We start from the raw sequence: 18,152 nt of genomic DNA, 5'->3' as shown, positions 1-18,152 counted from the left end.
CCATCCGACGCCCGCGATCACAAGCCCATTTCACGGGGGCGCCGGAACTCCTATGCACCAGTTGGTTGAGTTGACCAGGCGTCTCGCTCTGCGCCACCCTTCCCGCGGAAGAGAGGTCGGCAGCATGAGCAAGATCGGCGTGCCCTATCTCCAATCCTTCACCAATGACGACGGCACCCGTCGCCATTACTTCGCGCCGCGCCAGGCCGATCGCCGGCACGGTTGGGCGACCGTGCGGCTGCACGATCGTTTCGAGCGGCCGATCCGCGACGACCTGGAGGCCGCTCAAGCGTGCGCGGCCGTCGCCGACATCTACCGCCGCTGGCGCAACGGCGAGGACGGCTACGGGCCCTGGCGCATCGACAAGCTCGGCCGCGTGGTCGAGGCGCCGGCGCGCAAGAAGCAGAAGGGCAAGCTCTATCCGCCCGGCACGATCGGCGCCATGGTCGCCGACTTCCGCGCGCATCCGATGTTCGGCGAGCTGTCGGCCAAGACACAGAAGGAATACACGACCTACCTCGGGCTGCTGGTCGAGCAGTTCGGCGAGACGCAATGGCGCCGCCTGTCGCCTGGTGCGGCGCGCACCTGGCTCATGCAGCGCGCGATCGCCGGCGGCAAATCCGGCGCCCATGCGCTCTATCGCACGGCGCGCGCCTTCTTCAATCAGGTGCGCCTGATCTACGAGGACGTGGATCACCCCGGCATCGTGCCCAAGCACGAGAACCCGCTGGCCTCGCTGAACCTTTCGTTGCCCTCCAGCAACCCGCTGCCGTGGCCGCGCGAGGCGGTGCGCGCCTTCATCGAGCTGGCCGACGGCCAAGGCCAGCCCAGTCTGGGCGACGCCATGGTGTTCATGTCCTGGCTGGGCGTGCGCCGGCAGGACTGGCTGGACTGGCCAGCCGACTTCTTCGACCGGCCCTTGCTCGCCTTCCAGCAGAGCAAGACCGGCGTGCCCAACGTCATCCCCTGGGACCAGGTGCCCGAGCTGGTGGCGCGCGTGGCGGCGGCCCGGGCGCGCCAGGCGGCGTCCGCCGTGCGCGCGGCCCGCTTCTTCACCGATCGCGCCGGCGTGCCCTGGCGCGGCGCCAGCCACTTCCGCGACGCCTTCAACGATCTGCGCGAGCAGCTGGCCGCGACGCATCCCAGCTTCCCCACGCGGTATTATGTCGGCCTGGTCGCCGGCGATCCGCTCGCCGTGCCCACCGAGAAGCTGACCATCCGGACGCTGCGGCACACTTGCGTGACGTTTAATTTCGACGCCGGCGTGCCGGCCGAGCTGATACGCGGCATTACCGGCCACTCGGCCGACGAGATCGAGGACATCCTGAAGCACTACCGCGCGCGCACCGCCGACCAAGCCGCCGCCGCGCTGCAGCTGCGGCTGGACCACGAGGCGAAGGGAGCGAAGGCATGATCATCCCGAAGCCCCATGTGGTCGGGTCGCCTCGCCTACTGCGCCTGGTGGTGCGGCAGCCTCGGCCGTTTCCTCCCCGTTGGCAGATCCCGGTGAAGGTGTCGCCTTGATGCCTCAACCGCACGACCGGATCGCGCCGGCCGAGAGCCTGAGAACAAACCGTGTTGCACGTTTGGGCGACGTGCGACTGGACGTGCAACAAAATCCCCTGTTCGTTCTCCCCCTGTGGATCGCCGGGCCAGTGCGCTTAAATGCTGGCCCGCTTGCATTCTAGCCCTGGTGCCCCCGGTCGGACTCGAACCAACACTTCCGTGAGGAAACCTGATTTTGAGTCAGGCGCGTCTACCAATTCCGCCACGGGGGCACGCTCGGTGCGACCGGAATAAAGCCGAAGGGCGGAACCGGGTCAATGCTTGCGATGACCCGACCTCTCCGGTCATATGGCCGCCGTCACAGACGCCCGAGTCAAGAGCGTAGTCCGGAGGAAAGAGTCCAAGTGCATCCGTATATCCACGCCCAGAAGCATCCCGACAAGCCGGCCTATGTCATGGCCGCCACCGGCGAGACCGTCACTTACCGGCAGCTCGACGACCAGTCCAACCGTATCGCCCAGCTCTTCCGCGCCGCCGGCCTCCGGCCGGGCGACCACATCGCGCTGTTCCTGGAGAACCATCCGCGCTTCTTCGAGATCTGCTGGGGCGCCCAGCGCTCGGGCCTGATCTACACCGCCATCAGCTCGCGGCTGACGGCGCCCGAGGTCGAGTACATCGTCGCCGATTGCGGGGCGAAACTCTTCGTCACCTCGCGCTATCTCTCCGACCGGGCCGCCGAGCTGGCGCCCCTGCTGAAGGGGGTTGCCCGCCGCTACATGGTCGATGGCGTGATCCCGGGATACGAGTCGTGGGAAGACGCCGTGGCCGCCCAGCCCGCGACGCGCATCGCCGACGAGACCGCGGGCCACGACATGCTCTATTCGTCCGGCACCACCGGGCGGCCCAAGGGCGTGCTGCCGGTGGTCGAGCCTCAGCCGATCGACGCCGATAATCCCCTGCTGCAGATCACCAGCAAGCTCTACGGCATCGACGAGAACACGGTCTATCTGTCGCCGGCGCCGCTCTATCACGCGGCGCCGCTGCGCTTCAACATGAGCGTCATGCGGCTGGGCGGCACCGTGATCATCATGGAGCACTTCGACGCCGAGGAGTATCTGCGGCTGGTCGAGAAATATCGCGCCACGCACACGCAGGTGGTGCCGACCATGTTCGTGCGCTTCCTCAAGCTGCCGGAGGAGGTGCGGCGCAAGTACGACGTCTCGTCGCTGAAATGCGCCATCCACGCCGCTGCCCCCTGCCCGATCCCGGTGAAGGAGCAGATGATCGACTGGTGGGGCCCGATCCTGTGGGAATACTACGCCGGCACCGAGGGCAACGGCCTCACCCTCTGCAACTCGGCGGAATGGCTGGCGCACAAGGGCACGGTCGGCCGCGCCATCATCGGCAAGCTCAAGATCTGCGACGACGAGGGCAACGAGTTGCCCCAAGGTCAGCCCGGCACGATCTACTTCGCCGAGGGCCGGCCGTTCGAGTATCACAATGACGCCACGAAGACCGCCGAGTCGCGCCACCCGAAGGGCTGGAGCACGCTGGGCGACGTCGGCTACGTCGATGCCGACGGCTTCCTGCATCTGACCGACCGCAAGGCCTTCATGATCATTTCCGGCGGCGTGAACATCTACCCGCAGGAGTGCGAGAACCTGCTCATCAACCATCCCAAGGTGATGGATTGCGCCGTGTTCGGCGTGCCCAATCCCGACTTCGGCGAGGAGGTGAAGGCGGTGGTGCAGCCGCGCCACTGGGCCGATGCCGGACCAGCGCTGGCCGAGGAGCTGATCGCCTATTGCAAGCAGCAGCTCTCGGCCATCAAGTGCCCCCGCAGCATCGACTTCGAGCCCGAGCTGCCGCGCCATCCCACCGGCAAGCTCTACAAGCGCCTGCTGCGCGACCGCTATTGGCAGGGGCGTGAGAGCAAGATCATGTAGGAGACCCGCCCGTCGTCGGAGTCGGCCTCGCCCCTCGTTTTGTCACACGGTCATTCGCTCGTGATACCGCGGCCGCGCTGTAGCCTCCCGGAACAGCGCGCCCGCGAAAGGGCTTTTCACGCGTGGATCGAAAAGGAGCGTCGCATGAAGTTCGGCATCCACCATCCGTCCTGGCGCTATGGCGCCGGCGATCCGGCCGAGATCTTCGAAGGCACGAAGGCGCGTGCGCAGTGGGCTGAAGAACGGGGTTTCACCTGGTTCTCGGTGATGGACCATCTGATCCAGATCGGCATGGCCGGGCCGCCGGAAGAGCCGTTCATGGAAAGCTGGACGATGCTCGCGGCGCTGGCGGCCGTGACCAAGCGCATTCGTCTCGCGCCGCTGGTCACGTCCGTGCACTACCGCAATCCCGCGCATCTGGCGAAGATCGCGGCTGGCGTCGATCAGATCAGCCGCGGCCGCCTCACCTTCGGCATCGGCGCCGGCTGGTTCGAGGCGGAGTACAGGCAATATGGCTGGGAATATCCGCCCAAGCCCGCGACCCGCATCGCCCAGATGGAAGAGGCCATCAAGCTGATCCGCGCGATGTGGACCGAGAAGCGCGCGACCTTTCACGGCAATTGGTTCCATTGCGAGGATGCGATCCTCGAACCCAAGCCGGTGCAGAAGCCCTATCCTCCGATCTTGATCGGCGGCAGCGGCGAGCAGCTCACCTTGCGCGCCGTGGCCCGGCACGCCAACGCGTGCAATCTCTTCGGCCCGTCGGACGTGGTGCGCCAGAAGCTCGAGGTCCTGAAGCGCCACTGCGAGGCGGAGAAGTGTGACTACGAGGAGATCGAGCGCACGAACGCGATCGCCTTCCTGATCGCGCGCGACGAGGCCGCGCTCGCTGCCAAGCGCCAGCGCCTCGAAGTTCCCGCAACCTACATGGGCGTGGGGGGCACGGTGGCCCAGATCGCCGATCTCGTCGGCAAGTACAAGGACGCCGGCAGCCAGCTCCTGATCTACAGCACCTGGCGCAACGATCCTGAGACGCACGAGCTGATGGCGAGCGAGATCCTGCCGAAGTTCAGGGACTGAAGGCTAGGTCTGCCCGGCTCGCGAGGGATCGGGGCGCAGAGGCCCGGGCAGCGCGCGTTCAGTCTCCTCGGACAGGCGTTCCTCCCGGCTGCGGATGAACAGCCAGGCCGCGATCATCGCCAGCGCCGTTACCGCGCCGAACAAAAGTGTGATCCAGCCCGACATGTACAGGATCGATTCGCCGAACAGATAGCCGCCGAGACCGAACATCGTGACCCAGACCACGGCGCCCGAAGCATCGCACAGCAGGAAGCAGCGCGCCGGTGAGGACATGGACGCGCCAGGGCTGGCTGTTCATCGAGGACGGCGCGCGCTTGGCGTCCTCGATGATCTCGCGGATCACCGCCTTCGGCACCGCCTTGTCCTGGAAGCCGCGGACGCTACGCCATCGAGGATCGGAACGGATCGCCAGCGCGGCGTGGACCAATGTCCATGCCTACTCGATCACCTCGTCGGCGCGCGCTTGCAACTGCGCTGGAATCTTGATGCCGAACGTCTCGGCCGTCCGCATGTTCACCAGCAGCTCGAACCGGGTCGGGCGTTCGATCGGCACATTGCCGGGCGCCGCCCCCATCAGCACCTTGCCGGCGAGAACTCCCGCCTGCCGGGCCGCGCCGACGAGATTGGGGCCATAGGAGAGCATTCCTCCCGCGCGCGCGAACTGCGAGAACAGGGTGATTGTGGGCAACCTGTGCCGAAGCGAGAGCTCGGCGGTTTCGGAGAGATTGTTGTAAGCGAGCGGCGACGACAGCAGGATGGCGGCATTGGCGCCGCGATCCCGTGCGCCGGCGAAGGCACCCGTGAAGTCGGCTCGCTCCCTCACTTCGAGGACATCGAACTGCAAGCCCAATTGAGTGGCGATTGCGGTCAGCGAATCGATCTGGATGCGGCCGGTGCTGGGATCCCAGATCAGGGCGACGCGCGACAGGCGCGGCACACACTCGACCAGCAGCTCCATCCACTTTCCCGAGAAGGTCGGCATGTCGAGAAAGATTCCGGTCACGTTGCCACCGGGATGGGCGATGCTCTGGGCGAACCCTTCGGCCACCGGATCGGTTTCGAAGTCGTAGGTGACGATGGGAAGCGTGCCGGCGATCCCCTTGGCGGCGCGCAGAAGGGCCGGTCCGGGGGGAACCAGAAGCGTCACCTTGCTCTCGATCAGATCCTTGATCGTCGGGACGATCCTTGCCGGGTCACCGCCCGTGTAGCGCAGCACGTCCTCGACATCGCGCAACTCGGGCGAGACGGAGCGCATGCCGTCGGTGAAGGCCGCGGTGGCTGCAGTGGTCTTGGTCGCGGGGATGACGTAGCCGACCTTGAGGCCCGCCTTCCTCGCCTGGGCACGCCTCGCCGACGGCCAGGCGACTGCGCTGGCAAGCAGGCCGGTGAAGGCACGCCGCTTCATGGCGCGATATGCACCCACGACGGTGAGAGCGCGGCCACGGCAGCCGGCGCGATTTCGAATGCGTCCCCCATGTCGTCCTTCCCCTTGCCAGAACGATCGTCGTTTATTGAGGCAATATGACCGAGCTGCCCACGCCTTGAAAAGCATGTTCGAAGTGCACAAAACGGGCGACAGGACGATCGATACGGGCTCTCGCACCATCGGACCGGCAAGCTCTACAAGCGCCTGCTGCGCGACCGTTACTGGGAAGGCCGCGAGAGCCGGATCGTCTAAAGGCGTCGGCGCTCGCCGCGCCGCGTTCCTCGTTGCGGTCGGCCGTAGGTGACCAGAATCGTGTGTTTCCGCGCGAAGCGTTATTGTGCCCGACGACAAGCGCGCGGAGCCACATATGCCGACCGGACTTCATTCAAGAAAAACTCATGAGGGAAATCCCTTCGGCGAACGGGCCCGTTAAATTTCCGTTTTTTTAACGGGAACCCGGTGATTCGGGTTTCTGTCACCACAGAATTTTTAATGAATCGAGGAGCGTCGTCATGAAGGCAGCGGTAGTCGGGGAAAAAGGAGTGGGCCTTGCCGAGGTGGCGAAGCCGGTGCCGAAGGCCAACGAACTGCTGATCCGCGTCAAGGCGGCGTCCCTCAATCGGGCCGACCTCGCCGTCGCGGCCGGCCATCGTCACGGCGCAGTCGGCGGGCCAGGCACCATCGTGGGGCTGGAATGCGCCGGCGAGGTCGAGGCGGTTGGCGCCGCGGTAACGGAATTCAAGCCGGGCGATCGCGTCATGAGTTCGGTCGCGGGTGGCTTCGCCGAGTATGCCGTCGCCGATGCCGGCCGCGCCCACAAGGTTCCCGCCAACAACATGAGCTGGGAGCAGGCCGCCTGCATGCCGGTGGCGGTTCAGACCATGCACAATGCCCTGGTCGGCGCCGGCCGCTTCAAGGCCGGCGAAACGGTTCTGATCCAGGGGGCGAGTTCCGGTGTCGGCCTGCTCGGCATGCAGATCGCCAAGCATATGGGTGCCAGCGTCGTCATGGGCACCTCGACCAACGACCAGCGCCGGGCCCGGCTCAAGGAGTTCGGCTGCGATCTCGCCCTGGACACGCGCGATCCCAAGTGGCCGGAGAAGGTCAAGGAGGCCACCGGTGGCAAGGGCGTCGACCTGATCGTCGATCAGGTCTCGGCCGGCGTCATGAACCAGAACATGGAGGCCGCGGCTATCCTGGGCCGCATCGTCAATGTCGGCCGGCTGGGCGGCATGAAGGGCGAGTTCAACTTCGATCTCCATGCGCTGAAGCGCATCGATTACATCGGCGTCACCTTCCGCACCCGCTCGCCGGAAGAAGTGCGGGCCATCGTGCAGGCCGCCCGCAAGGACCTGTGGCCGGCGATCGAGGCCGGCAAGCTCAGCCTGCCGATCGACAAGACCTTCCCCCTCGCCCAGGCCGCCGACGCGCTTGCGCACATGAAGGCCAATGCCCATTTTGGCAAGATCGTCCTGGTCGTTTGATGGGTACACCCTCCCCTCGGCGGACTCCGCCGAGGGGAGGTGTCCTCGTCTTACGAGGACGGAGGGGTCATAGGCGGCGAGATCGTTGTGGCCCGTGACCCCTCCGTCGCCGTAAGACGGCGACACCTCCCCTTCGCGGGTTCCGCGAAAGGGAGGTCTTCAAGGGCTCGAACCGAGGTACCCTCATGTCAAAGAGCATCAACAATCTCGCCACCGCCGATGGCCTGTTCTTCGGCAAAGGCGCCCTCGACCAGCGCAAGACCGAGAAGATGGTCGACGAGGCGCTCAAGGGCTGCGACGACGGCGAGCTGTTCCTGGAATATGTCCAGAGCGAGAGCCTGAGCTTCGATGACGGCAAGCTGAAGAGCGCCGCCTACGACACCACCCAGGGCTTCGGCCTGCGCTCCGTCGCCGGCGAGGCCACGGGCTTCGCCCATGCCTCGGCGCTGGACGAGAAGGCGCTGAAGCGCGCCGTCGAGACCGTGAAGGCGGTGCGCTCGGGCAAGTCCGGCAAGTCGGATGAATCGCCGCGCGGCACCAACCGGCTGCTCTATGCCGACGACAATCCGATCGATGGCGAGGGCTTCGAGAAGAAGGTCAAGCTCCTGCAGGAGATCGACGCCTATGTCCGGGCCAAGGAGCCCAAGGCGCGGCAGGTTTCGATCTCGCTGGCCGGTTCGTGGCAGGTCGTGGAAATCATCCGCGCCGGCGGCTGGCGCGCCGCCGACGTGCGGCCGCTGGTCCGGCTGAACGTGAGCGTGGTGTGCGCCGACGGCAGCCGCATGGAAGCCGGCAGCACCGGCAGCGGCCGGCGCGCCGCCTATGGCGACATCTTCCATCCCGACCACTGGAAGAAGGAGGCCGACGAGGCGATCCGCCAGGCGCTGGTCAATCTGCAATCGGTCGAGGCGCCGGCGGGCGAGATGCCGGTCGTGCTGGGCTCGGGCTGGTCGGGCGTGCTGTGGCACGAGGCGGTCGGACACGGGCTGGAAGGCGACTTCCACCGCAAGAAGACCTCGATGTTCACCCATCTGATGGGCGAGATGGTGGCGTCGCCGGGCGTGACGGTCGTGGATGACGGCACGCTCTCGGATCGCCGCGGGTCGCTCACCATCGACGACGAGGGCACCCCGACGCAGCGCAACGTGCTGATCGAGAACGGCCGCCTGGTCGGGCTGATGCAGGATCGCATGAATGCCCGCCTGATGGGTGTGAAGCCGACCGGCAACGGCCGGCGCCAGAGCCATGCCCATGCACCGATGCCGCGCATGACCAACACCATCATGCTGGGCGGGGACAAGGACCCCAAGGAGATCATCGCCTCCGTCAAGAAGGGTCTCTACTGCGCCAACTTCGGCGGCGGCCAGGTCGACATCGTCTCGGGCAAGTTCGTGTTCAGCGTCACCGAGGGCTACCTGATCGAGGACGGCAAGATCACCAAGCCGGTTAAGGGCGCGACCCTGATCGGCGCCGGGTCCGAAGCCCTGACGCGCGTCGGCATGGTCGGCAACGACATGGCGCTCGATCCCGGCATCGGCACCTGCGGCAAGGACGGCCAGGGCGTCCCGGTCGGCGTCGGCCAGCCGACCCTGCGTCTCGACGGCATCACCGTCGGCGGCACGGCGACGGGCTGAGGCAGGTCGCCGGCTCTGTTCGTCAATCGAGTTTGGCCGGAACCTTCGAATAATCAGTGTCGCTGACGGCCTCCAGCCAGGTCGTCGCCTCGCCCTTGTCGTTGGTCTCCGACATGGCGAGATGGACCATCATCGTGTCCGGCGCCGCGCCATGCCAATGGCGAGCATTGGGCGGGATGACGACGGTGTCTCCCGGCAGGATCGCCTGTACCGGCTCGCCCTCGAGCTGATAGCGGCCGACTCCCGACAGGACGTAGAGGATCTGTCCGACCGCATGCTTGTGCCAGTTCGTCCGGGCGCCGGGCGTGAAGGTCACGCGCGTGGCGCGCAGTCGCGACGGCTGCTCCGGAGCAAAGACCTGATCCTGCAGAACGGTGCCGGTGAAGTTGTCCGCGCCAGCCTTGGCGGTGGGACGGGACGCAGCTCGCATGATCCTCGGATGCATGGCGTTTCCTCGCTGGATGTTCTTGTGGGCGTCGAGCGCCGAAGTCTAGCAACGGAGGGCGGGAGCGAGAAGCGCCGCTAGACGACGTACAGCCCCTTCGATTCGGCCAGGCTGACGCAGAGCGATTCGATGGCGTCGAGGGTCGGCGTGTCGAGGCCGGCACTGCGCGCAAAGGCGAGCGGCGCCCGCACGATCGCCTCGATCTCCATCGGCCGGCCCAGCTCGTAGTCCTGCAGGATCGAGGGCCGGTGGTCGGGATAGACGCGCGTCGGGCCGTAGCGGACGTCGGGACTGTCGTCGAGATGCACGCCGTGGGCGGCCGCGATCGCCAGCGCCTCGGCATGGGCGCGGCGGGCCAGGCGGTTCACCATCGGCGTCTTCTGGATCGTGGTCGGCTGGCGCAGCAGGAGGCACAGCGTCGAGCCTGTGAAGTTGGCCATCAGCTTATGCCAGACGTCGTAGCGGATATCGGTCGTCTCCGGCGAGGCGATGCCCGCCGCCTTCAAGGTCGCGCGCAAGGCCTTGATGCGCTCGCTCGGACGATCGTCGGTCTCCCCGACCCACAGCGTATTGCGGTCGGGCGAGATGTTGCGCACGATACCGGGCTCGACGACATGGTTGGACGAGGTGACGACCGCACCGACCGTGCGCTCCAGGCCCACTGCCTTGGCCAGGGCGCCGCCGGGATCGAGCCGCGACAGGTCGGGCGCTGGCGGCCGCGACGGCGCGAGGCCGTGGCCGTACCACCAGGGGATGCCGTTCTGCACGAACACGACCGGCGTATCGGACCGCAGCAACGGTCCGACGCTCTCCGCCAGGGCCGCAAGGCCCGATGCCTTCATCGTCACCAGCACCACGTCCTGCGGTCCGAGGTCGGCCGGCCGATCGCTGGCGCGCACGGGCGCCACGATCTTGCGGTCGCCGGTGAGCAGCGTCAGGCCGTTGTCGCGGATAGCGTCGAGATGCGCGCCACGGACCACGATCGAGACGTCGTTGCCGGCCTCGGCCAGACGCGCCGCGAAATTGCCGCCGATCGCCCCGGCCCCGAACACGCAGATCCGCATCGCCCCCGCCTCCGCCCGCTAGGACTTGGTGTCGGCCAGCCGCAGCGAGTCTATGAAGCGCAGCGCGGCGCTGCGGGTCCGCATGTCGCCCTGGGCCGTCGCCAGCATGCGATAGAGGCGGTCCTTCACGAGATAGGTGCGCATCATGACCACGCCGCCATCCTCGCCCTCGATGTCGAGCGCATAGCCGTCCCAACCCTGCAGGGTCACGGGCTCGTCGCGCACGTACTTGAACTTGTTGGTGGGGAATGCCTTCTCGGCCTCGCCGCGGCCCAGCAGGCGGGCGATCTGCTTGGTGTCGCGACCGGCGAACCAGCTCGGCTCGTAATCGACATAGTCGAAATCGAACATCTGGTCGGAGCGCTTCGACTCGTAGGCTTGGCGCGGAGCAGCGTTGCCTTGCTCCTTTTCAGCCGTGCTCCTCGCCACAGGCGAGGGCATCTCGAGGCGAAAGCGCAAGTCGGGACCGACCACGGTTTCCCAGCCTTCGTCGGTCTGGGCTCTTGCGGCAACGGGCAGCGCCGCAAGGCCAAGCATCAAAGCTCTTCTCTTCATAATGCAGGTACCAGATCCTTCCGGCCCGACCATTCCCAGGCGAGCCCCGTGCGGGAAATGCCGAGCAGCAGGCCGTGCAGTTCCTTGGGATGCACCCAGCCGCCGTCCGGATCGGTCTCGGCATCGGAACCGCGCGGCGTGTACTGCGCCTTGGCCTCGAGCAGACGGCCCCGAATCGCCGGCCAGTCATGCGTCTCGACGTAGCACATATAGAGCGAGTCGCCGTGCTTCTTCACGAAGCGGCCCATCGCCTGCACCTCGTCGGTGGCTTGGCTGAGCTCGATGCGATCGAGCCGGTTGGGCGGATCGAACAGGGTCAGCGTGCCGACATAGCCGAAGCGCTCGCTGCCGATGGCACTGAAGCGCGATGGATCGAGTCCGAACAGGCCGGCATAGAGGGTGGCGGCCCGGCGCCAGTCGCTCTTCAAGGTGTTGGTGGTCTCGTACAGGAAGGAGACCGGCCCCACGCGCGGCCGGTAGGTGCTGAGCGAGATCACGATCGGCAGGCCGAAGGTCACGTCGGGTCCGAGATAGAGCTGCTCGTCGTCGCGATCGAAGGCCAGACCGAGCCCTTCCCACCGCTTCATCATGCCGTCGAGGTCGGCGGTGCAATAGCCGGCCGTCATCAGCCCTTCGCCGCGGCGCGCCAGGAACTCCTGGGTACGGCCGGCGCCGTCGGCCTCGCACAATTCGAATTCGCTCTCGCCGACCGCCAGGATGGTGCGCCTGGCGGCGAGATAGCGGCTGTGCTCGCGCCGCGAGATCTCGCTGCCGAGCAGTTGCTTGTAACGCCGCGCCGCCTTGGCAGCGTCATGGACGGCAATCTGAACGCGGTCGCACCGATCGAGCATGAAGGCGACGATAGCCTAGTAGGCGTAATCGCGGAACAGCGGCTCGAACGACCCGCCCCACTCGCCCTGCCATTTCTCCAGCAGTTCGTCGGCCGGCGCGAGGCCGCTGGCAACGGCCCGGTCGAGCGGCGCGAGGTAGATCGTCTCGTCGTTGCCGTCGGCATCGAGCCGCTTGCGCGCCCGCAGCCCGGCATGGGCGATCTCGACCACGTCGCGGGCAAGGTCGGACAGCGGCAGGCCCTGGAACTTGGTCGACAGGCCGGTGCGCGGGGCGTGGCTGCGCAAGTAATCGTGATCCTCGACGGTCCAGTCCTTGACCAGATCCCAGGCCGCGTCGAGCGCGGTCTGCTCGTAGAGCAGCCCGACCCACAGCGCCGGCAGGGCGTTGAGCGCCGGGACCGGCCCCGAATCGGCGCCGCGCATCTCGAGATAGCGCTTCAGGCGCACTTCGGGGAACGCGGTCGTGATGTGGTCGGCCCAATCGTTGACGGTCGGGATCTCGCCCGGCCGCGCCGGCAGCCGGCCCTTCATGAAGTCGCGGAAGCTCTGGCCCGAGGCATCGATGTACTTGCCGTCGCGATAGACGAAGTACATGGGCACATCGAGCATGTAATCAACATAGCGCTCGAAGCCGAACCCGTCTTCGAACACGAACGGCAGCATGCCGCAGCGGTCGGGATCGGTATCGGTCCAGATGTGGCTGCGATAGCTCTTGTAACCCGAGACCTTGCCCTCGAGGAACGGCGAGTTCGCGAACAGGGCGGTCGCCAGCGGCTGCAGGGCCAGCGAGACCCGGAACTTCTTGACCATGTCGGCCTCGGACTCGAAGTCGAGGTTGGTCTGCACCGTGCAGGTGCGCAGCATCATGTCGAGGCCGAGCTTGCCCTTCTTGGGCATATAGTCACGCATGATCTTGTAGCGGCCCTTGGGCATCCAGTGGATGTCCTCGCGTCGCCATTCGGGCGCGAAGCCGAGGCCGATATAGCCAGCCCCCATCTCGCCCGCGACTTCCTTCACCTCGGCGATATGCTCGGCCGTCTCCGCCGCCGTCTCGTGCATCGTCTCAAGCGGCGCGCCCGACAGCTCGAACTGTCCGCCCGGTTCGAGCGTGATGCTGGCCTTGCCGCGCTGGAGGGCGATCGGGTTGTTGCCCTCCGTGACCGGCTCCCAGCCGAAGCGCGTCAGGCCCTCGAGCATGGCCCGCACGCCGACCGGCCCATCATAGGGCAGAGGCTTCAGCGTCCTGAGGTCGAAGCCGAACTTCTCGTGCTCCGTGCCCATGCGCCATTGCGCGCGCGGCTTGTTGCCGGCAGCAAAATAGTCGATCAGCTGACGCCGAGACTCGATCGGCGTGCCGCCGCCCGATGGTGGTGCGGACATGCGTTGACTGCTCCCTGGTCATCCCGCGGCGTGACCCTGCGGGAGTGCGCGACTCACATGAGGAATTCTCACGCGAGAGCGCGGCTGGTTCATGATGTTCGACTCCCCCTCTCCCACATCGCCGGGGGCCAGCGCAAGCGCTCAGGTGACGGTCCGAGATGTGCGATAATCGTTGACCAAACGCGGCGTCGGCTTGCGCCAGTCGCCAAGCAGCGCCTGCCAGCAGGCGAGCGCCGCAAGAGCCGCCGTATCGGCGCGCAGGATGCGAGGCCCAAGCCCGACAGCCGTGACATTGCTCATGCGATGCAGGGCAGCAAGCTCGGACTGCGCGAAGCCGCCCTCGGGTCCGATCACGATCGCCCATGGCGAAGTCCGCGACGCGTCGTCGAGACCGGCCAGAGCCTCGGCGATTGGCGGCCCGCCGCCAGTCTCGTCGCACATCAATAGCCGCCGTTCTGGCGGCCAGCGATCGAGCAGGCGTCCAAGATCGATCGGTTCCCGGACGTCGGGCACCGTCAGACGCTCGGTCTGTTCGGCCGCCTCGATCGCATTGGCGCGCAGACGCTCGACATTGACCCGCTCGACGGCGGTGTGCCGCGTCAGGACCGGCTGCAGGACGGCAACGCCGAGTTCGGTCGCTTTTTCGGCAATGAAGTCGATGCGGGCGCGCTTGATGGGCGCGAAACACAGCCACAGGTCCGGTTCCGCTTCCTGCGCCCGAAGGCACGCCCCCACGCGCGCCGCGGCATCCCGCTTGCCACGCAGCGACAGGGTCGCGCTCCATTCGCCATCGCGGCCGTTGAACAGCGACAGGCGCGCGCCTTCCTCACGCCGCACGACATGGCGCAGATAGTGGGCTTGCGTCTCGCTGAGGGACACTTCGACGCCCGCGGACAGATCCGCCTCGACGAACAGGCGCGATAGGTTCATGGAACTCCTGCTTGCTTGCCCCCATGATGCAGTCATGACCGCCGACCGGACAACCGGCTTCACCGACATCGACCACCAGCACTGGTCGTTGCGCTATCTGCCTGCCTGGGCCCGTCCCTTCGGGCGACTGGCCCGCTGGGATCGGCCGATCGGCATATGGCTGCTGGTGTTTCCCTGCTGGTGGTCGCTGGCACTGGCGAGCGGACGCGACTGGACGCACCTGCTGGGCTGGATGGTCGTGTTCGCGCTCGGCGCCATCGCCATGCGCGGCGCCGGCTGCACCTGGAACGATATCCTCGACCGCAACATCGATGCGGATGTCGAGCGCACACGCTCGCGTCCGCTGCCGTCGGGCGAGGTCCGGCTGCGAGCCGCCGTGATCTGGATGGGGCTGCAGGCGCTGGTGGGCGCGGTGATCCTGTTCAAGTTCAACAAGTTCGCCGTCGCCGTCGGGTTCGCCTCACTTGCCGTGGTGGCCGTTTATCCGCTGATGAAGCGCATCACGTCATGGCCGCAGGTGGTGCTGGGCTTCGCCTTCAACTGGGGGGCGTTGCTGGGCTTCGCCGCCGTCACCGGCACCTTGTCCTGGGCGACGGTGGCGCTCTATTTCGGCGGCGTCGCCTGGACGCTGGTTTACGACACGATCTACGCGATGCAGGACCAGCGCGACGACGCCATCGTCGGTGTCGGCTCGACCGCCCGACGTTTCGCCGAGGCGCCGCGGCTTTGGCTCTCCATCTTCGCGACGACTGCCGCGGCGCTGTGGATGGCGGCCGGCCTGCTGGCGCCGCTCGGCCTGCCCTACTTCGTCGTGTTGGCTGGCGTTGCGCTGCACTTCGGCTGGCAGATCCTGGATCTCAAGCCGCAGAACCAGGCCGACTGCCTGGCGAAGTTCAAGGCCAATGCCCAGGTCGGCTGGCTGATGCTGGCCGCCATCGTGGTCGGGCAGTTCGGCTGATGGCTCGCCTGCCGGTCGATCCCGAAGGCTTCATCACCGCCAACACGGCGCTGGAAGCGCCGGCCATGGTGCCGGAGTTCAAGCTCTGGCTTGCTTCCGAGTACGTGCCGATCTGGCAGGCAACCGAAGCCTGGATGGAAGAGCAGAATATCGATCCGCCCTACTGGGCCTTCTGCTGGCCGGGCGGTCAAGCCGTCGCGCGTTACCTGCTCGACAATCCGGACCTCGTTCGAGGCCGACGCGTCATAGACTTCGCAGCCGGCTCGGGCGTTTCGTCGATGGCCGCCGCCCGCGCCGGCGCCGCATCGGTGATCGCCAACGATATCGACGCGCTGTCCTTGGTCGCGGCCAAGCTCAATGCGTCAGCGAACCATCTTGCCCTCGAGGTCAGCAGCGACGATTGGTTGGCAAATCCTGACGCCGCACCGGAGGCGGATGTCGTGATCGCCGGCGATGTCTGCTACGAGCGTGACATGTCGGCGCGGGCGCTGGCTTGGCTGCGCACTCATGCCAGCGCCGGCCGGCTGGTGCTGCTCGGCGACCCGGGACGCAACTATTTCAGCGCCCAGGGTCTTGAAGAGCGAGCACGCTATCAAATACCCACATCGCTACAGCTCGAGAATCGTGGCATGCGGGAAACTGTTGTCTGGCGTGTCTTGCCTCATCCCTAGGCAGACGTCAGAATTCCTTCACTGTTCTTTAACGTAGCTTTCGGCTACATGGCGGCCGCATGTCAAAAAAGCCAGAAAAAGCAACCATCAAGGCTCGTGACTTCGCCGAGCTCTATGCCGGGTTCCGGTCCAACATCTCCCGCTTCGATTGTGGACGGAAATGCGCCCCACTGAATGGGGGATCGCCGCTGTGCTGTTCCACCCAGCACGCCGTGCCGGTCGTGCACAAGGTCGAGTTCGAGTACCTGAAGCCGCGCACCGATATCTGGACCAAGTTCAAGCCCTACGACTATGCCACCCGGCAGATCGTGAACGAGCTTACGTCCGACTGCATGGCGATCGAGTGCAAAGGCGCCCGGTTCTGCGAGCGTGACAACCGCACCATCGCCTGCCGCGGCTTTCCTTTCTATCCCTACCTGACCCGGCAGAAGGAGTTCGTCGGTCTTGGGACCTACTGGGTGTTCGAGGATCGCTGCTGGATGATGTCCAACATCGAACTTGTGGACAAAAAGTTCGTGCAGGAGTTCGTCGCGACCTACGAGTCGATCTTCAAGCTCGATCCGAGCGAATTCACGACCTATGTCGACTTCTCGGCCACGGCGCGACGTGTCTATTCGCGCTGGAAGCGGGAGATCCCGCTGCTCAGCCGCGAGGGCAAGCTGATGATCGTCGAGCCCAGCACCGGCAACATCAGGCCAGGCACGAAGAAGGACTACCCGAAGATCACGCCGTTCAATTCCGACAAGGCCTATCGGGCCGCGATCAAGGAAGCCGGCGGCGAATATCCGAAGAAGGGCCTGCGGCCGGAATAGGCCTGCCCGCCAAGAGACAGCGGCCGTGCGATGGCGTGATCCGTCGCCGGCCCCTCCTGCTTCGCCAGCCCTTGGCGAACGGGTCCGTTGATGCCATCTCCCTACGATCGGGCTGGTCTTGCCGGACCTTTGACCGGCGACACGTCGATGCGGCCCGCTGAAGGAGCCTGATCATGCGCCGCCTCCTGTTTGGCTTGCTGCTGTCGACCCTGGCCGTGCCGGCGCTTGCCGACGAAATCGGCTCGGTGGGCTATCGCTTCAAGTGGATCGGGCCCAACGACAAGATCGTGGTCGAGGCCTTCGACGATCCCGACGTACCCGGCGTCACCTGCTACTTCTCGCATGCGCGTACCGGCGGTCTGAAGGGCGCGATCGGCGTGGCCGAGGACCCGGGCGAAGCCTCGATCGCCTGCCGGCAGGTCGGCGCCGTCGACGAGTCGGCGCTCGGCAAGCTCAAGAGCCCGCATGAGGTCTTCAGCGAGCGCGCGTCGCTGATCTTCAAGAGCACCCAGGTGGTCCGCTTCTGGGATGCCAAGCGGCGGGCGCTGGTCTACCTCACCTACACCGACCGCATCTTCGAAGGCAGCCCGCGCAATTCGATCAGCGTCGTGCCGCTGGGCGTGAAGTAGCGCCGCGGCCTGCGGCGGCGAACAGGAACGTCCCTAGCAGGACCCACCGTCCCGAGCCTGGCTTGCCGACCAGCGGCGTCGTGTAGTGCCAGAACGGCAGGCGATAGGCCGTGACCGTGGCGGGAGCCGCAACCGAGGCGATCTCGCTGAAATGGCCGGCCCGGCTGTAGACCAGCCATTGGTGCGAGACACCCGGTGTGCACAGGCTGAGATGCAGATCGATATAGCCGTGCGCCGCCCGCTTGTTCTCGGGATGATGGTCGTTGTGCGGACCAGCATAGTCGCCGGGGCCGTAGCGCAGCACCTGCAACCCCCAGCCGCGGGCCAGCTTGCGTCCGGCCAGCGCCTCGGCAAAGGCATGATAGCTCTCCGACCGCATCAGGCGCACCAGCCCGATCCGGTCCGCCGCCTGCACGCCGCGCTCGCGACGGCTATCGAAGAAGATGGTGCTGGCGCGGGCTGTCTTCGGCAACAGCTCGCCATAGTCACGCCGCATCTCCCAGATCGTTTCGGGCGGGATCGGCTTGGCGAGTGGTTCCAGCACCTCGAGCAGGCTCGCCTCCAGCGCGGCGCGGACCCGGGCTGCTTTCGGCCGATCGAGAAGATCGTCCGCGACCACGAATCGCCGGCGCGGATCGGCCAGCGCACCGCATAAAGCATGCGTGCCGGCCAGCACCTTGCGGCCCGCGCGGCTCAGCAGGTCCTCGAACTCGGACGGAAGAGAAGATCGTGACATGCTGCGCACTGTACAGCGTAACGGGTTCGGGTAGCCGACGTTCTT

General features: G+C 66.4%; 18 protein-coding genes and 1 tRNA gene. 9 read left to right on the top strand and 10 right to left on the bottom strand.

Annotated elements, in window-relative coordinates; genetic code table 11:
- The first annotated feature begins 124 nt into the window (after positions 1 to 124).
- Positions 125 to 1,414, top strand: coding sequence for a site-specific integrase (locus B5D62_RS21935; RefSeq protein ID WP_085936089.1), 1,290 nt, complete (start codon positions 125 to 127; stop codon positions 1,412 to 1,414).
- Positions 1,415 to 1,691: 277 nt separating this feature from the next.
- On the opposite strand, the gene B5D62_RS21930 is transcribed toward B5D62_RS21935, so the two are convergent.
- Positions 1,692 to 1,778 (bottom strand) — tRNA-Leu (locus B5D62_RS21930).
- Between the two features lie 132 nt (positions 1,779 to 1,910).
- Between B5D62_RS21930 and B5D62_RS21925 the strand changes: the two genes are divergently transcribed.
- A complete protein-coding gene (locus B5D62_RS21925) occupies positions 1,911 to 3,452 on the top strand; it encodes an AMP-binding protein (protein ID WP_085936088.1) in 1,542 nt (513 codons plus the stop codon).
- A gap of 144 nt (positions 3,453 to 3,596) precedes the next feature.
- On the top strand, positions 3,597 to 4,532 hold the full coding sequence (locus tag B5D62_RS21920) for an LLM class F420-dependent oxidoreductase (protein ID WP_085936087.1): 936 nt from the start codon (positions 3,597 to 3,599) through the stop codon (positions 4,530 to 4,532).
- 3 nt (positions 4,533 to 4,535) lie between these two features.
- Here B5D62_RS21920 and B5D62_RS21915 read toward each other — a convergent pair whose 3' ends face one another.
- Both B5D62_RS21915 and B5D62_RS21910 read right to left on the bottom strand, forming a co-directional pair.
- A complete protein-coding gene (locus B5D62_RS21915; RefSeq protein WP_231714909.1) occupies positions 4,536 to 4,805 on the bottom strand; it encodes an SNARE-associated domain-containing protein in 270 nt (89 codons plus the stop codon).
- A gap of 163 nt (positions 4,806 to 4,968) precedes the next feature.
- The gene (locus B5D62_RS21910; RefSeq protein WP_170921066.1) at positions 4,969 to 5,937 is read right to left on the bottom strand and encodes an ABC transporter substrate-binding protein; all 969 of its coding nucleotides are present in this window, start codon (positions 5,935 to 5,937) and stop codon (positions 4,969 to 4,971) included.
- A gap of 533 nt (positions 5,938 to 6,470) precedes the next feature.
- Here B5D62_RS21910 and B5D62_RS21905 point away from each other — a divergent pair.
- Together B5D62_RS21905 and tldD are read left to right on the top strand one after the other, a co-directional pair.
- Positions 6,471 to 7,442, top strand: coding sequence for a zinc-binding dehydrogenase (locus tag B5D62_RS21905; RefSeq protein WP_085936085.1), 972 nt, complete (start codon positions 6,471 to 6,473; stop codon positions 7,440 to 7,442).
- 269 nt (positions 7,443 to 7,711) lie between these two features.
- Complete coding sequence (tldD, locus tag B5D62_RS21900; protein WP_231714905.1) at positions 7,712 to 9,076, top strand: metalloprotease TldD; 1,365 nt, start codon at positions 7,712 to 7,714, stop codon at positions 9,074 to 9,076.
- A 22-nt stretch (positions 9,077 to 9,098) separates the two neighbouring features.
- On the opposite strand, the gene B5D62_RS21895 is transcribed toward tldD, so the two are convergent.
- The 6 genes from B5D62_RS21895 to B5D62_RS21870 form a co-directional block, all read right to left on the bottom strand.
- Positions 9,099 to 9,521, bottom strand: coding sequence for a (R)-mandelonitrile lyase (locus B5D62_RS21895; RefSeq protein WP_085936084.1), 423 nt, complete (start codon positions 9,519 to 9,521; stop codon positions 9,099 to 9,101).
- Between the two features lie 77 nt (positions 9,522 to 9,598).
- On the bottom strand, positions 9,599 to 10,585 hold the full coding sequence (locus tag B5D62_RS21890; RefSeq protein WP_085936083.1) for a ketopantoate reductase family protein: 987 nt from the start codon (positions 10,583 to 10,585) through the stop codon (positions 9,599 to 9,601).
- Between the two features lie 18 nt (positions 10,586 to 10,603).
- Positions 10,604 to 11,122, bottom strand: a complete 519-nt coding sequence (locus B5D62_RS21885; RefSeq protein ID WP_085936082.1) for a hypothetical protein — start codon at positions 11,120 to 11,122, stop codon at positions 10,604 to 10,606.
- Positions 11,123 to 11,136: 14 nt separating this feature from the next.
- A complete protein-coding gene (locus tag B5D62_RS21880; RefSeq protein WP_085936081.1) occupies positions 11,137 to 11,991 on the bottom strand; it encodes a VOC family protein in 855 nt (284 codons plus the stop codon).
- A 15-nt stretch (positions 11,992 to 12,006) separates the two neighbouring features.
- Positions 12,007 to 13,371: a glutamate--cysteine ligase gene (locus tag B5D62_RS21875; RefSeq protein ID WP_085936080.1), complete on the bottom strand. Its 1,365-nt coding sequence runs from the start codon at positions 13,369 to 13,371 to the stop codon at positions 12,007 to 12,009.
- Between the two features lie 141 nt (positions 13,372 to 13,512).
- Entirely contained in the window at positions 13,513 to 14,301 is a 789-nt protein-coding gene (locus B5D62_RS21870; RefSeq protein ID WP_085936079.1) for a 16S rRNA (uracil(1498)-N(3))-methyltransferase, read from the bottom strand.
- A gap of 34 nt (positions 14,302 to 14,335) precedes the next feature.
- On the opposite strand from B5D62_RS21870, the gene ubiA reads away from it, so the two are divergent.
- From ubiA to B5D62_RS21850, 4 genes are all read left to right on the top strand, one after another.
- Positions 14,336 to 15,259: a 4-hydroxybenzoate octaprenyltransferase gene (ubiA, locus tag B5D62_RS21865; RefSeq protein WP_085936246.1), complete on the top strand. Its 924-nt coding sequence runs from the start codon at positions 14,336 to 14,338 to the stop codon at positions 15,257 to 15,259.
- Positions 15,259 to 15,930 carry a class I SAM-dependent methyltransferase gene (locus B5D62_RS21860; protein ID WP_085936078.1) on the top strand — a complete coding sequence of 224 codons (672 nt, stop codon included), beginning with the start codon at positions 15,259 to 15,261 and terminating at the stop codon, positions 15,928 to 15,930. Before ubiA ends, B5D62_RS21860 begins: the two co-directional genes overlap by 1 nt.
- Positions 15,931 to 15,989: 59 nt before the next feature.
- Positions 15,990 to 16,742, top strand: coding sequence for a hypothetical protein (locus tag B5D62_RS21855; protein WP_139374017.1), 753 nt, complete (start codon positions 15,990 to 15,992; stop codon positions 16,740 to 16,742).
- Between the two features lie 173 nt (positions 16,743 to 16,915).
- Positions 16,916 to 17,371 carry a CreA family protein gene (locus B5D62_RS21850; RefSeq protein WP_085936076.1) on the top strand — a complete coding sequence of 152 codons (456 nt, stop codon included), beginning with the start codon at positions 16,916 to 16,918 and terminating at the stop codon, positions 17,369 to 17,371.
- Here B5D62_RS21850 and B5D62_RS21845 read toward each other — a convergent pair.
- Positions 17,343 to 18,107: a hypothetical protein gene (locus tag B5D62_RS21845; RefSeq protein ID WP_085936245.1), complete on the bottom strand. Its 765-nt coding sequence runs from the start codon at positions 18,105 to 18,107 to the stop codon at positions 17,343 to 17,345. The two genes, B5D62_RS21850 and B5D62_RS21845, sit on opposite strands and share 29 nt — an antisense overlap.
- Between the last annotated feature and the right edge of the window lie 45 nt (positions 18,108 to 18,152).

Source organism: Enhydrobacter aerosaccus (assembly GCF_900167455.1).
Taxonomy (GTDB): Bacteria; Pseudomonadota; Alphaproteobacteria; order Reyranellales; family Reyranellaceae; genus Reyranella; species Reyranella aerosaccus.
Note: the sequence above shows the minus strand (reverse complement) of the source record. Positions and strands in the feature narration are given on the sequence as shown.

Excerpts from the sequence above, each read along its gene's own strand:
- B5D62_RS21855 (WP_139374017.1), top strand. The coding sequence starts at position 15,990 with ATGTCAAAAAAGCCAGAAAAAGCAACCATCAAGGCTCGTGACTTCGCC.
- B5D62_RS21910 (WP_170921066.1), bottom strand. The coding sequence starts at position 5,937 with ATGAAGCGGCGTGCCTTCACCGGCCTGCTTGCCAGCGCAGTCGCCTGG.
- B5D62_RS21880 (WP_085936081.1), bottom strand. The coding sequence starts at position 11,991 with ATGCTCGATCGGTGCGACCGCGTTCAGATTGCCGTCCATGACGCTGCC.
- B5D62_RS21870 (WP_085936079.1), bottom strand. The coding sequence starts at position 14,301 with ATGAACCTATCGCGCCTGTTCGTCGAGGCGGATCTGTCCGCGGGCGTC.
- B5D62_RS21920 (WP_085936087.1), top strand. The coding sequence starts at position 3,597 with ATGAAGTTCGGCATCCACCATCCGTCCTGGCGCTATGGCGCCGGCGAT.
- B5D62_RS21860 (WP_085936078.1), top strand. The coding sequence starts at position 15,259 with ATGGCTCGCCTGCCGGTCGATCCCGAAGGCTTCATCACCGCCAACACG.
- B5D62_RS21845 (WP_085936245.1), bottom strand. The coding sequence starts at position 18,107 with ATGTCACGATCTTCTCTTCCGTCCGAGTTCGAGGACCTGCTGAGCCGC.
- B5D62_RS21885 (WP_085936082.1), bottom strand. The coding sequence starts at position 11,122 with ATGCTTGGCCTTGCGGCGCTGCCCGTTGCCGCAAGAGCCCAGACCGAC.
- B5D62_RS21935 (WP_085936089.1), top strand. The coding sequence starts at position 125 with ATGAGCAAGATCGGCGTGCCCTATCTCCAATCCTTCACCAATGACGAC.
- ubiA (WP_085936246.1), top strand. The coding sequence starts at position 14,336 with ATGACCGCCGACCGGACAACCGGCTTCACCGACATCGACCACCAGCAC.
- tldD (WP_231714905.1), top strand. The coding sequence starts at position 7,712 with ATGGTCGACGAGGCGCTCAAGGGCTGCGACGACGGCGAGCTGTTCCTG.
- B5D62_RS21905 (WP_085936085.1), top strand. The coding sequence starts at position 6,471 with ATGAAGGCAGCGGTAGTCGGGGAAAAAGGAGTGGGCCTTGCCGAGGTG.
- B5D62_RS21850 (WP_085936076.1), top strand. The coding sequence starts at position 16,916 with ATGCGCCGCCTCCTGTTTGGCTTGCTGCTGTCGACCCTGGCCGTGCCG.
- B5D62_RS21915 (WP_231714909.1), bottom strand. The coding sequence starts at position 4,805 with ATGTCCTCACCGGCGCGCTGCTTCCTGCTGTGCGATGCTTCGGGCGCC.
- B5D62_RS21895 (WP_085936084.1), bottom strand. The coding sequence starts at position 9,521 with ATGCATCCGAGGATCATGCGAGCTGCGTCCCGTCCCACCGCCAAGGCT.
- B5D62_RS21890 (WP_085936083.1), bottom strand. The coding sequence starts at position 10,585 with ATGCGGATCTGCGTGTTCGGGGCCGGGGCGATCGGCGGCAATTTCGCG.
- B5D62_RS21875 (WP_085936080.1), bottom strand. The coding sequence starts at position 13,371 with ATGTCCGCACCACCATCGGGCGGCGGCACGCCGATCGAGTCTCGGCGT.